Raw genomic sequence first — 12412 nt, 5'->3', positions numbered from 1 at the left:
ACCCCCGTGCGGTGGCCGGGGCCGCCCCGCTCTCCCCGTACCCCGTCAGATCTCCCCGTACCCCGTCAGACCGGCTGGATCTCGATGTCCCGGTCCAGTCGTCGCCACGAGCGGGCCGCCTCCGCGATCGGGTGGTCCACGCCCAGGCGTTCCGCGGCAGGTTCGATCACGGCCGCGCGCATACCGGCCGCCTCCTCCCCACGGCCCGCCGCCCGCAGGGAGACCGCCAGGTTCGACCGGCAGACCAGGACGTCCGGATGCCAGGCGCCGAGCTTGTCGAGCAGTCCCTCCAGCGCGACGTACTCCCACCGCTCGGCGAGGTCGGCCCGGCCCAGGTCCCCGTACACGTTCGCCAGGTTGACGGCCGCGCAGAGGGTGAACGGGTGCTGGGGGCCGAGCGCCCGCTCCAGTCGGAGGCGGACCTCCTCGGCGTCCTCGACCGCCTCCTCGGCGCCTCCGGTCTCGCGTAGATGGACGACCACGTTCGCCCGGCACGCCAGGCTGTAGGGGTGGGACTCGCCCAGTGTCCCCCGGTACCCGCGCAGCATCCGCCGGGCCAGGTCGAGGGCGCGCCCCGGTTCGCCGGTGGCCGCGAGGTCGGCGGCGAGGCTGACCCCGCAGGCGAGGGTGTCGGGCGAGTCGGGTCCGTACCGGTCGCGGAAGCGCTCGTACGCCTCGCTGGTCAGCCGCATCGCCTCGTGCGGATGCCCGGCCCTGCGCAGGGAGACGGCCAGGCTCTTGGCGGCCCGCAGCACCTCGGGGGCGTGCGGGTCCAGGACCCGGCGCAACCCCTCGACGACCTCCCTGAGCACTTCGCCCGACACCGCGTACTCGCCGGTCTCGCGCAGGTCCCGGGCCAGGTTCGCCTTGGTGACCAGGGTGTAGGGGTGGTCGTCGCCGAGCAGCATCCCGCGGCGCTCCACGGTCCGCTCGTCCAGGCGCCGCGCGGCCTCGCTGTCCCCGGTGAGCCGGTAGTCGATGGCGAGATTGTGCGCGGCGGTCAGGGTACGCCGGTGGGTCTCTCCGAAGAGGCCCCGCATGCCCCGGTAGACCCACAGGTCGCGCTCCAGGGCCTCGGTGAACCTGCCGACCGCGCGCAGGTCGGCGGCGAGGCTGCCGGTGACGACCAGCACGCTGGGGTGGTCGTCGGCCGGGTGGAACAGGCGCTGCTGGCGCGCGAGGGTGTCCTCGTCCATGGCGAGTGCTTCCGCGTAGCGGCCCTGCGCCCGCAGCGCGTTGGCCAGCTCGAAGCGGATGTTGAGGGTCTGGAGCGCGTCCTCACCTAGCCGGCGGGTCCAGACGCGGTCCAGTTCGGCACCGAACGAGCGGGCGCTCTCCAGCTCGCCGCGGCGCAGCAGATAGCGGATCCGGTCGACCATCAGCTCACGGGCCCTGGGGTCGTCGCTCTCCGCGACCCCGGACGCGTTCAGATGAGGCCAGATCAGCTCGAAGGCGGGCCAGCTCTTGGGGTCGTTGACGGGGTCGTCCCGGTCGACGCCCTCGGTGGGCCGCGCCTGCGCCAGGATGCGGTGGACGACCCGCTCGGTCTCGGTCCGCTCCTCGGCGGTGAGTCCGTCGCGCACGGCCGCCTGGACGAGGCGGTGCACCTGGATGCTGCTGTCCGCCGGGTCCACCTTGGCCAGGGCGAACCGGTTCAGCGTCTGGATGACCCGGCCCAGCATGTACCGTTCGCGCAGATCGGCGTCGTACGGGAGCAGCGCGTCGAACATCGCGTCGCTGCCGATGAGCCGCATCGAGACGGGTTCGGCGGAGAAGAACGAGCAGATCTCCAGCAGGCGCACCGCCGCCCGGGACTCCTCGCGCAGCCTGCTGATGGAGATGGCCCAGGTCGCGCCGAACCGCAGCCCGTACCCGGGGGGCGTGCCGAGCGAGAGGACCGAGGTGCTCTGCTCCGCGAGCTGGCGCAGATAGTCGTCCACGGGCGTCGCCGTCTCGGCGAGCCAGGCCGCTGCCACCTCCACGGCCAGCGGCAGGTCGCCCACGGCGTCGGCGACCCGGTCGGCGTCCTCGGGCGGCAGGCCGGCCACCCGCCAGGTCAGGTGCTCCACGCTCTCGAACCGGTCGAAGACCTCGACCTGGGTGCTCTCCACCCGCGCGGTGGCCGGTTTGTTGCGGCAGGTGGCCAGGAGATGCCCGTAGACCGAGCCCGGGAGCGGTCCGATGGCGTCGGGCAGCCGGCGCAGCGCCTGGTCCGGGTCCTCCACGTTGTCGAAGATCAGCAGCCAGCGGGGCCAGCGCTCGCCGCGCCACAGCTCCTTCAGCGCCGCCATGGCCGCTTCGGCCACCACGTCCCCCGCCCGCAGGTCCATCTCGGCGGCGAGCTGCGCCAGCGAGGCCACCACCAGCTCGGGCCGCTCCGCCTCGATCCACCACACCAGGTCGTAGTCGGCGCGGAAGCGGTGTGCGTACTCCAGCGCCGCCTGCGTCTTGCCCACACCGCCGAGTCCGTACAGGACCTGGGGCAGGCGCTGGGCGGAGCGGCTGTCGCCGCGCAGCTGGTCGCGGACCCGGTCGAGCAGGTCGGTGCGGCCGGTGAACCAGGTGTTGCGCGGCCGTACGTTCCACACGCGGGGCGCGTTCCCGGGGAAGCGGGGACGGTCGGGGGCGCACGGGAGCGCCGCGGCGGCCTCCGCCCGGCCCAGCGCGCCGAGCAGCGCGGCCGCCGCCCCGGCCTCGTCGACCCGCACCAGGTCCACCGCGCGCAGACCGCCCGGCGGCGGCGTGAGCCGTACGTCGCCGACGCGCACGGGCAGCACCTGGCGGCGGCCGCCGGCCCGGTCGGGTGCGGGCCCGCTGTCCCACAGGCCGCGTCCCGCCCGGGACTTGAGGTAGGGCGGGGAGGCAATGTGGAGGACCCGGTGGGCCTCGTCTCCGGGTTCCTCCTGGGGGTGCCCGGAGCGGGGGGCACGCACATCGACGGGGAAGGTGCGGAAGCCGGCCGTGCCGAGGACGGCGGTCAGCCACTCCACCCACATCCGGTCCTCGGAGACGTGGTTGAGCACGATGTTGGCCGGTGAGACGGGCCGGCGCCGGGTGAAGGCGGCGACGTGGGCGTTGCGCAGGGCCTCGTCGATCGGCGGCAGTCCGCTGACCTGCCCGTCGGTGAGCACCGAGGTGAGCCGCTCGCAGGCGGCCAGCAGCGAACTGCCCAGGCCCGGCGGGTCGCCGAAGGTCGCCAGGACCTCCTCGTAGGCGTAGAAGGGCCGGTACGGGATCTCCACCGTGCCCCAGTAGGCGTCGGCGGCCTCGCCCCGCAGCCCGCTGGGGAAGCCTTCGAAGCACTCCCGGGCGAGCGCCCGCCCGGCGTCGGCCTTCTCCTTCTCGCCCTCGTCTATCCGGGTCGGCACGGGCAGGATGCGGATGCCCCGCTCGTGGTAGCGCTCCTCGATGTCGCGGGCGACGGCGGAGGCGCCGTCGATGCTCTGGTCGCTCAGGGTGAAGCAGACGACGAGCACCTGGGGCATCTGGACGGTGCAGATGTCGGCGATGTCGCTGAGTCCGGTGCGGCTGTCGATCAGGGTGAAGTCGTAGTGGCGGCGCATGTCGTCGCCCATGGCGTCGAAGAACTGGCCGCCGCCGGAGTGCTCGTAGAAGTGGTCCCAGTCCATCCGCCCCACGACGGAGGAGTAGTCGCGGTTGCGGCGGCCGGCCGAGAGGAAGTCCAGGCTGCCGCCGCTGGGGAAGGACCAGTCGAGGGTGACGGCGTGCGGACGCACGCGCGCGTAGGCGCGGTGCCAGTCCGGGGCGCGCTCGCCGGTGCGCCGGGCCTCCTCCTGGTACTCGGTGATCAGGTTGATCAGCCCCGGGGTGGCCTCCAGGTCGCGCAGGTTCAGGAAGGGGTGGAAGAACCGGTGCAGGCCCGGGGCCTCCAGGTCCCAGTCCACGGCGAGTACCCGGTGGCCGTTGGCCGCCAGGATCCAGGCGCAGTTGGCGAGCGCCATCGTGCGTCCGGTGCCGCCCTTGTACGAGTAGAACGTGATGACGGTCCCGTCACGGTTCTCGGCCATCTGGAGGGCCCTCCACCTGCTCGGCCTGGCTGTTCCCGGCGGCGCGCTGTTCCGGCTGGTCCCCGGTGCGGCCGCGGGCCGTCCGGCCGAGCCCGACCCCGCCCGGCAGGACGTGGGGCAGCGGGCTGCCGGGTTCGGCCGGCGGGCCCGTGCGGGCGGCGCTCTCGTAGTGCCTGACCGCCGATCGGACCGCCCTGGGGAGTTCCTGGCTGAAGGCTTCCAGAGTAGGCAGCCCGCCGCCCTGCGTCAGGTGGCCGGGGCTCTGCCGCAGCCGTGTGCCGAGCGCTTCGTCGCTCACCTGGCGCAACTCCGCCTCGTGCGGGGGCGATTCGGGGTCGGCGCGGTTCCACGGGACCATCACGCTGAGCCAGGGACGCGGCTCGGCGCAGAGCAGCCGCACCAGCTCCCGGTGGCGCGGGGACCGCAGCGCCCAGCGGTCGAGCAGCAGCAGTCCGGGGGCCTCGGGCGGGCCCGGGCGCAGCAGGCTGTCGGCGCGGTCCTCGAACTCGGCCAGGTGGACGGCGTAGTTGAGGTTGACCACAAGGTCGGCGGTGTGGCGGGCCAGCGGGCGGGCGGAGAGCGGGTGGTAGGGGTTCCAGTCGCTGGGCCGGGGGCCGTAGCAGTCGGGGCCGCGTCCGTGCGGCAGCCCGTCGCGGGAGCAGGCGAGGACGGTCACCTCCAGGTCGCGGCCGGGGCCGGGGGCGGGGCCGAAGGCGGAGGTGAGGGTCGCGTAGTCCTGGAACGGGTCGCCGTCGGCCACCAGGGTGCGTTCGGCGACGCTGACGATCCGCTTGGCGAGCCGGTAGACGGCGTGTTCGTAGTGGTCGCGCAGATAGCTGAGCTTGATCATCCCGTAGAAGCCCTCGTCGGCGTACTCCTCGCCGAAGTCGGCGTGGTCGAACCGCAATCTGCGGGCTGCCTGCGGGAGTTGGTGCGGCAGGACGGGCATCCAGAGCGCGGGGACGATGGCGGGCGGCGAGCGGTGCTGGTTGCGCGACTGGTGGAGGGTCTCGCGCCCGGCGAAGGCGAACCACTCCCGGCCGCACTGCTCGCTGAGGAAGTAGCGCGGCGAGTAGAGCGGGACGAAGACGCGGCAGTGTGCCAGCGCCTCGGTGATCTGCCCCTGCCAGTCCTCGCCGGGGCGCACGTGCTGGTCCATGAACCCGGCGGGCACCCCGGCCGGGAGCGCGGTCAGCTGCATCACGTGCGCGGACAGGTCGCGGAAGAAGCGCTGTACCCAGAGGTCGGGGTCCTTGTCCCGGGGATCGTTCTTGGGTGTGTGCGCGTAACTCAGGAAGAAGTACGGCCTCGGCTCGTGCCCCCCGCCCCGCGCGGCTTGGTGCGGCACCGCTCCCTCCCGGTCCGAGTGGGTGGGTCCTCAGTGTAGAAAGGGAGCGATCCGCGGCGGAACCGCCTGTACGCGCCGTTTCGGGGGCGGCCTGTCACCCGCGCGGCGCGTTGCGCGCCCGCCAGGCGTCCCGGTGGCGCCGGGCGGAGTCGGCGGCGGTCGCGAGCGCCTCGGGTGCCACCCGCTCCTTGCTCCAGGCCGCGGCCCGCTCCCCCATCCCGGCGACGAACCGCTTGCCCGCGCCGGTCAGCGCGCCGCAGCGGGCCAGCGTGTCGATGGCCTCGGTGGTCTGCCGGCGCAGGCGCGCGAACTCGCTCTCGGCCCGTCCGCGCTCCGCCGCGGTCTCGGCGGCCGTGCGCCGCACCCGCCAGAAGTCGGTGACCGCCAGATGTGCGTACGCCCCCTGCAGCAGGGCTCCGAGCGGCCGGGGGTCCTCGCGCCAGGGCGCGTAGTAGTGGTCGGTGTCATGAGGGTCGTACAGGTCGCAGCCGTCGAGCACCGCGCCCAGCTTCACGTGCTGGAACTCATGGACGATCAGCAGGGCGAGGAGGGCCGGGGCGGCGGGGCGGGCGGCGCCGACGGCCCCGAAGGCGTCCCGGCAGGTGGCACTGGTGTCGGCGCCCGCCCGGGGGCTCAGCGGCGTGATGGAGCGCAGCCCGGCGGCGATCCCCGGCGCGTACGCCGGCAGCCGGCGCTGGATGAGGGCCCAGGCGCCGGCGAGCGCGTCGGCCCAGGCGCGCGCCCCGGAGGCGGGCAGGCGCTCCTCGGGCGGCCAGGGGTAGCGGTCGCGCAGCGGGTCGGTGTCCTCCAGGGCGACGGTCCAGCCGCCGGCCTCGAAGAGCCGTACGGGCTGCCAGTGCGGGGTGCGGCCGTCCAGGCCCTCGCTCCAGCCCATCCGGATCCGCCGGCCCCCGGCCCGTACGGTGAACCCGTAGGCCTGAGCGGTCAGTTCGGCCTCTTCGGCGCCGCCCGGCAGCAGGGCCCTGCCGATGCCGGGCAGGCGCAGGGTGCCGTCGCGCAGCGGCACGACCACGGTGTCGGCGCGCCGGGCCCGCAGCGCCGCCGAGGCGGCCAGCTCCGCCAGACCGCCCGCGAGCGCGCCGGGCTCCCGGCCGCCCAGGACGCCGAGCGCCCACGGCCGGAAGTAGGGGTGGGCGAGGGCGGCCTCCAGGGCGTGCGGGGCCGCGGTGTCCAGATCGAGCAGCAGCTCCCAGGCGGCGCCCGCGCGGCGGTCCCGCGGATCGGCCCGGCCGCCGAGGGCCGCGAGCAGTCCGCGGTTGAGGTCGAGCTGGGCAACGGCGAGACGGGAGACGGCTCCGGCGCCGCCGAAGCCGGCGGCCAGCTCGTCGAAGTCGGCCGCCTCCAGCGTCTGTTCGGGCTCGGGCCGGATGGCTTCGCCGGTGGCGGCGGGCTCGTCGGCACGGGCGTGCGCCGGGGGCTCGGGGAGCGGTTCGTGCCTGCGGATGTTCATGATCAGCGCCATCAGGTCGGGGCAGAACACGGACGGGTTGTCGAAGCCGTTTCCGGTCCGGTAGCGGTGGGCGTAGAGGCCCCCGCCGCAGGACGTCACCACCGGACAGGCCGTGCACCGCGCGCACAGGGCCTCGATCCCCTTCTGGCGGGCCAGCATCCCGGGGTGGGTGAGCACGTCGTCGAGGCTGTGCTCGAAGACGTTCATCCCGGTGGCCGGGGCGCCGTCGTAGGAGGTCTTGAGGCTGTCGGCCTGCTCGAAGGTGCCGTCGGTCTCGACGACGACGAGGTCGGCCGGGGTCAGCCCGAGGGACTCGGTGAGGCTGTCGCCGCCGCGCAGGGTGCGCCGGACGGACTCGAAGAGGCGTACGGGGACCGGGCGCCCCGCCGCGTCCCAGCGCCGGTAGACGGCGTCGAGCCAGTCCGCGTACGGGGTGGGCGTGTGCGCGGGGCGCGGCGGCGGGTGGTCCCAGGTGGCGTGCGGCAGCAGGAAGTCGACGCGGGGAGGACGCAGGGCCGCGAGCGCGTCGTACACCGCGACCGGGTCGTTCTCCAGGTCGATGGTGCACAGCAGTCCGGCGAACAGCTCACGGTAGCGGGGGCGGCTCAGGAGGGCGACCGCCTCGACGACGCGGGCGTGGCTGCTGCGCCCGTCGGCGTAGCGGCGGTGGCGGTCGTTGGCCGTGCGGTCGCCGTCGAGCGAGACGCCGACGTGGATGCCGAACTCCCGGAAGAGCTCGCAGAACTCCTCGTCGAGCAGCACCCCGTTGGTGTGGATGCGCAGGTCGAGGGCGCTGACACCGCGCAGGGCGCCCTTGAGCTCCTCGGCCGCGCGTCTGAGCAGAGCGGGCCCGGCCAGCAGCGGCTCGCCGCCGTGCAGGACGACGTGGACGGCGGGCAACCCGTGGGCCCTGGCGTGGGCGGCGATCCGGGCCGCCGTGGCGGCCAGGATCTCGTGCGAGACGGCCCTGGGCCGGCCGCGCCAGCTGGTGTCGGCGTGTTCGTACACATAGCAGTGGTCGCACGCCAGGTCGCACCGGCTGTGCATCTTCAGGACGACCTGCGACACCACCGGAGGTGACCGGTCCATGGCCGGGGCCTCCGGCTAGAGCGCCGACTGGAAGGCGGCTACCGGAACCGTCGAGGCGTTCTCGGCGGCGATCAGGCGCTGGATCGCCACGGGGAGGTCCCCGCCGCGTGCCTGGGCGGCCTGTGTGTGCAGTGATGGCCTTTCACGGCCCTGACGGTCGGGCGCCGGACAAGGTCGTTCGGCGGCCGTGACGAGATGTCCCATGAATCCCCCACCGGCGGGCGTGCCTGGATGCGGGAGGGTGCTCACCCTCTCCGCACTTGTCTTCCCCCGCATCGGCCACTCTCGCACAGGACCGCGCCGATCCGTCCGACTCCCGCGCAGGGATGGCCGGTTCGCGCCACCCGGCCGGACCCGGTGGTACGCCCCGGAGTGCCCTTGGGCACCAGGGGCACCGGGGTCAGCGCTCGAAGGGCACGGAGATCGCCATGGTCATCTCCACCGGCTCGGTGCCGTCGTTGCGGTAGGTGTGGCCGGTGGCGGCCTCGAAGGAGGCCGAGTGGCCCGCCGGGACGGGGTGTTCGACGCCGTCCACGACGAGGGTGAGGGTGCCCTCGCTGACATGGATGAGCTCGAAGGTGCCGGCCGGGTGCGGGTCGGAGGCGCTGCCCTCGCCGGGCATCAGGTGCCACCGCCACATCTCCAGCGGCCCGGGGGCCTCGGCGCCCGCGAGCAGGGTGCTGGAGCTTCCCCCCTCCGTGGACCAGAGGCGAACGGCCTGGTCCGGCGGGACGATCCGTACGCTGGGGCCGCTCTCGTAGTCGAGCAGGGTCGTGATGCTCACCCCTAGCGCGTCGGCGATCTTCACCACGGTGCCGACGCTGGGGTTGGTCCGGGCCTGCTCGATCTGGATGAGCATGCCGCGGCTGACTCCCGCGCGGGTGGCGAGCGCCTCCAGGGTGAGGCCGCGCTCGGCGCGCCTGCGCTTGACGTTGCGGGCCAGGGACTGGGTCAGCAGATCGAGGTCCGACACATTCCGTCCATCATGGGGGGCCGCCCCCAAGGCAGCCGGACAATATTTTGAATGACAGGTTCAGTATAGTGAACTACGGTCCGCCGCACCGGACCGTTCACCGCACTGTACTGCGACGCACTCTCATGACGGCACTCTTCGCCCTGGCCACCAGCCTGCCGTGGGGGCCGGCCGGCTTCGGCGGCGGGCTGCCCACCCGGCGCGTCCCCCTGGTGGGCACGTTGCTGCCGGCCACGGGCCGACCCCGCGACGGCCCGGCGCCCGGGACCGACGAGACCGCGGGCCGCGGCCCCCTACGCCTCGTCGGCCGCCAGCTCCGCGACCGCGAGCAGCTGCTGCGGGGTGACCCCCTCGGGGATCGGCACCGGGGCGGGCGTGCGCAGCGGCGGCTGCCAGCCGTTCTCCCGGTCCCACGTCCGTACGACCCGGGCGGGCGCCCCGGCCACCACCGCGTGGTCGGGTACCTCGCCCCGGACCACCGCGCCCGCCGCGACGACCACGTTGCGGCCGAGCCGGGCGCCCGGCAGCACCACGGCGCCGGTGCCCAGCCAGCAGCCCGGCCCGATCTCCACGGGCTCCATCCGGGGCCACTGCTTGCCCACGGGCTGGTGGGGGTCGTCGTAGCTGTGGTTGGTGGAGGTGATGTAGACGTACGGGCCGCAGTACGTGTTCGAGCCGATGGTCACCGTGGTGTCCGCGATGACATGGCTGCCCCGGCCGAGCACCACGCCGTCCCCGAGAGTGAGGATCGGCTCGGCGCCGAGGTCGAGGCCCGGCATCATCCCGGCCGTCAGCGTGACCTGTTCGCCGATGATGCAATGGTCGCCCAGCTCGATCCACGGCTCGCCGAAGACGGTGCCCTGCGGGAAGGCGAGCCGGGTCCCGGCGCCGATCCGGCGGAACCGCAGCCGCCCGGGGTGCTCGGCGGTGACCGCTCCGGCCTGCTGCACCCACTGCCAGCCGCGCTGGACCGCGCCCGCGGCCAGCCGGCGGCGCCAGGCGGCCAGCGAGGAGAACGTGTTTCTGTTCTTCGGCACCCGCACACGGTACTCACCGCCGACCGCGCCGGTCGGCGCCGGGACCTGTGATCTTCCGCTCAGGCCGGACCTCGGCGGCGGTCAGCCGCCGTGCGCCGCGCGGTGGTCCCGGGCCAGGCCCACGTACATCAGCGCGTTGACCTTGAGGCCCTCGCGCTCCTCCTCGGTGAGCTCGCGCCTGACCCGGGCTGGCACGCCCGCGACCAGCGAACCGGGCGGTACCACCATGCCCTGGGGCACCAGCGCCTGCGCGGCGACCAGCGAACCGGCGCCGATCACGGCCCCGTTGAGGACGGTCGCGCCCATGCCGACGAGCACGTCGTCCTCGACCGTGCAGCCGTGCAGCACCGCGTTGTGCCCGACCGAGACGCGCTCGCCGACCCTCACCGGGAAGCCGGGGTCGACGTGGACCGTGCAGTTGTCCTGGATGTTGCTGTCGGCGCCGACCACGATGGGACCGCAGTCGGCCCGCAGCACCGTGTGGTACCAGACGCTCGCCCCCGCGCCCAGGGTCACCTCGCCGAGCACCACCGAGGTCGGGGCGGTGAACGCCGCCGGATCGACATGCGGTTCCTTGCCGCCCACTGCCACGACCAACGCCTGCTCCGCCATGCGCCACCCCTTTTCGTACGGATCCCGTCGCACCCAGGGGCACGGTAGGCGACGGGTCGCCGGGACGTGCGCCCGGGTGGCCCGTAGGCTCCTGGGATGGCACTCTTCCGGATCGAACGGGCCACGGAGGCGGGCCCCGCCGAGGTGTGGCGGCGGCTCACCGACTGGCCACGCCACTCGGGCACCGTCCCGCTGACCCGGATCACCGTCACCACGCCCGGTCCCACCGGCGTCGGCACGGTCTTCGTGGCGCGCACCGGCCGGGGGCGCCTGGCGTTCGAGGACCCCATGGAGGTCGTGGTGTGGCGGCCGCCCGCGGAGGGACGGCCGGGCCGCTGCCGACTGGAGAAGCGCGGGCGGGCGGTCACCGGCTGGGCCGAGATCGAGGTGCGTCCGGGCCCGCCGGGCTCCGGGGCCGGGGCGCTGGTGGTGTGGCGCGAGGACCTGCGGGTGCGGCGGCTGCCGCGCGCGCTCGACACACTGACCGCCCGGGCCGGGCGGCTGGTCTTCGGCCGCGCGCTGACGAAGATCCTCGGGCGCTGACCGGGCCGCTCACCCGGCGGGCGGGCGGTTCACTCCGCGGCGGACACGTTCTCGGCCGGGGCGGCGGCCGTCTCCAGCTCGGCCGAGGCCTTCTTGGCGCGGTTCTTGACGACCAGCATCGAGACCACGCCCAGCACGGCCGCTACGCCAAGCCCCACGTACGAGAAGTTCTTCAGCCAGGACTCGGCGACCACGCCGATGTAATAGATCGCGGCCGTGGTGCCGCCCGCCCAGCAGATGCCGCCCAGGACGTTGGCGATGAGGAACTTCCAGTACGGCATGTGCAGTACACCGGCCAGCGGGCCCGCGAAGATGCGCAGCAGCGCGATGAAGCGGCCGAAGAAGACGGCCCACATGCCCCACTTCTTGAAGGACTTCTCGGCCATGGCGACATGGCCCTCGCTGAAGTGGCGCGGGAACCTGGCGCCGAGCCAGGCGAGCAGCGGCCGGCCGCCCTTGCGGCCGATCGCGTAGCCGATCGAGTCGCCGATGACCGCGCCGGCCACGGCGGCGGCGCCGAGGATCACCGGGTTGATGTGACCCTCCTGGGACGCCAGCAGCGCGGAGCTGACGAGGACGATCTCGCCCGGCAGCGGGATGCCGAGGCTCTCCAAGCCGATGACCAGCCCCACCAGGAGGTAGACACTGACGGCGGGGATGTTCTCCAGCCACTCCTGGATGTGCAACGCCCGTTCCTCCCGATCGCGACGGGCCGACGCCCGGCGTGCGCCCCCCTGGCGCACCCCGGGCAGCCTACCTGCTCCTCTCGCGCCGACGGCGTGCCGGAACCCGCGCCGAGCGGGCGGGCGCCCGCCTGCTCGGCGCGAACGGTGAGGGGGTGGGTCAGCCGTTGGGGCGCAGGGTCCACACGACGGTCATCTCGCCGGTGACGGCGCCGTCCTCGCGGGTGATCTCGATGGCGACCGGGAACTCGGGACGCTGTCCCGCGTCCAGCTCCGCGACGACCTCCGCGATCGGACGGCCCAGAGTGGCGGTGGCGGTGACCACGCCCATGGCGAGCTTCTTGTAGCCGATCTCCGCCTTGACGGCGAGCGGCACGGCGCGGTTCATCTGGTCGCCGAAGGCGGCGATCACGATGGCGCCGCTGGCGGACTCGGCCAGGGTGAACATCGCGCCGGCGTGCGGTCCGCCCACATGGTTGTGGTATTCGGCCTGGTCGGGCAGCCGGACCACGGCCCGCTCGGGGGTGGTCTCCAGGAACTCCAGCTTGAGGGTCCTGGCCATGGGAACGGTCGCGGCGAGCATCTCGCCGACGGACATCTGATCAGCGCTCATGCCGTCGGATGTTAC

General features: G+C 74.0%; 10 protein-coding genes. 1 reads left to right on the top strand and 9 read right to left on the bottom strand.

What is annotated here, in order from left to right; genetic code table 11:
• Nucleotides 1-65 precede the first annotated feature (65 nt).
• From fxsT to ACZ4MU_RS16660, 7 genes are all read right to left on the bottom strand, one after another.
• Nucleotides 66-4028, bottom strand: a complete 3963-nt coding sequence (gene fxsT, locus ACZ4MU_RS16690; RefSeq protein WP_467876540.1) for an FxSxx-COOH system tetratricopeptide repeat protein — start codon at nucleotides 4026-4028, stop codon at nucleotides 66-68.
• Entirely contained in the window at nucleotides 4012-5376 is a 1365-nt protein-coding gene (locus ACZ4MU_RS16685) for a TIR-like protein FxsC (protein WP_467876537.1), read from the bottom strand. The genes fxsT and ACZ4MU_RS16685 overlap by 17 nt, the downstream gene beginning before the upstream one ends.
• 94 nt (nucleotides 5377-5470) lie before the next feature.
• The gene (locus tag ACZ4MU_RS16680; RefSeq protein ID WP_467876534.1) at nucleotides 5471-7936 is read right to left on the bottom strand and encodes an FxsB family cyclophane-forming radical SAM/SPASM peptide maturase; all 2466 of its coding nucleotides are present in this window, start codon (nucleotides 7934-7936) and stop codon (nucleotides 5471-5473) included.
• A gap of 15 nt (nucleotides 7937-7951) precedes the next feature.
• Complete coding sequence (locus ACZ4MU_RS16675; RefSeq protein ID WP_467876531.1) at nucleotides 7952-8140, bottom strand: hypothetical protein; 189 nt, start codon at nucleotides 8138-8140, stop codon at nucleotides 7952-7954.
• Nucleotides 8141-8336: 196 nt separating this feature from the next.
• Entirely contained in the window at nucleotides 8337-8909 is a 573-nt protein-coding gene (locus ACZ4MU_RS16670) for a helix-turn-helix domain-containing protein (protein ID WP_467876529.1), read from the bottom strand.
• Between the two features lie 293 nt (nucleotides 8910-9202).
• Nucleotides 9203-9946, bottom strand: coding sequence for an acyltransferase (locus ACZ4MU_RS16665; RefSeq protein ID WP_467876526.1), 744 nt, complete (start codon nucleotides 9944-9946; stop codon nucleotides 9203-9205).
• An 81-nt stretch (nucleotides 9947-10027) separates the two neighbouring features.
• Complete coding sequence (locus ACZ4MU_RS16660) at nucleotides 10028-10558, bottom strand: gamma carbonic anhydrase family protein (protein ID WP_467876523.1); 531 nt, start codon at nucleotides 10556-10558, stop codon at nucleotides 10028-10030.
• Nucleotides 10559-10654: 96 nt separating this feature from the next.
• Here ACZ4MU_RS16660 and ACZ4MU_RS16655 point away from each other — a divergent pair, with 96 nt between their 5' ends.
• Complete coding sequence (locus ACZ4MU_RS16655) at nucleotides 10655-11101, top strand: SRPBCC family protein (protein ID WP_467876521.1); 447 nt, start codon at nucleotides 10655-10657, stop codon at nucleotides 11099-11101.
• Nucleotides 11102-11130: 29 nt separating this feature from the next.
• Here the strand turns inward: ACZ4MU_RS16655 and ACZ4MU_RS16650 are convergent, their stop codons facing one another.
• Nucleotides 11131-11787: a DedA family protein gene (locus ACZ4MU_RS16650; protein ID WP_467876518.1), complete on the bottom strand. Its 657-nt coding sequence runs from the start codon at nucleotides 11785-11787 to the stop codon at nucleotides 11131-11133.
• A gap of 157 nt (nucleotides 11788-11944) precedes the next feature.
• On the bottom strand, nucleotides 11945-12382 hold the full coding sequence (locus ACZ4MU_RS16645; RefSeq protein ID WP_467877195.1) for a DUF4442 domain-containing protein: 438 nt from the start codon (nucleotides 12380-12382) through the stop codon (nucleotides 11945-11947).
• Nucleotides 12383-12412: the final 30 nt, after the last annotated feature.

Source organism: Streptomyces sp. NPDC026377 (assembly GCF_055567715.1).
Note: the sequence above shows the minus strand (reverse complement) of the source record. Positions and strands in the feature narration are given on the sequence as shown.

Bases quoted from the DNA above. Each gene is read 5' to 3' on its own strand.
- fxsT (WP_467876540.1), bottom strand. From the start codon at position 4,028: ATGGCCGAGAACCGTGACGGGACCGTCATCACGTTCTACTCGTACAAG.
- ACZ4MU_RS16680 (WP_467876534.1), bottom strand. From the start codon at position 7,936: ATGGACCGGTCACCTCCGGTGGTGTCGCAGGTCGTCCTGAAGATGCAC.
- ACZ4MU_RS16675 (WP_467876531.1), bottom strand. From the start codon at position 8,140: ATGGGACATCTCGTCACGGCCGCCGAACGACCTTGTCCGGCGCCCGAC.
- ACZ4MU_RS16660 (WP_467876523.1), bottom strand. From the start codon at position 10,558: ATGGCGGAGCAGGCGTTGGTCGTGGCAGTGGGCGGCAAGGAACCGCAT.
- ACZ4MU_RS16655 (WP_467876521.1), top strand. From the start codon at position 10,655: ATGGCACTCTTCCGGATCGAACGGGCCACGGAGGCGGGCCCCGCCGAG.
- ACZ4MU_RS16645 (WP_467877195.1), bottom strand. From the start codon at position 12,382: ATGTCCGTCGGCGAGATGCTCGCCGCGACCGTTCCCATGGCCAGGACC.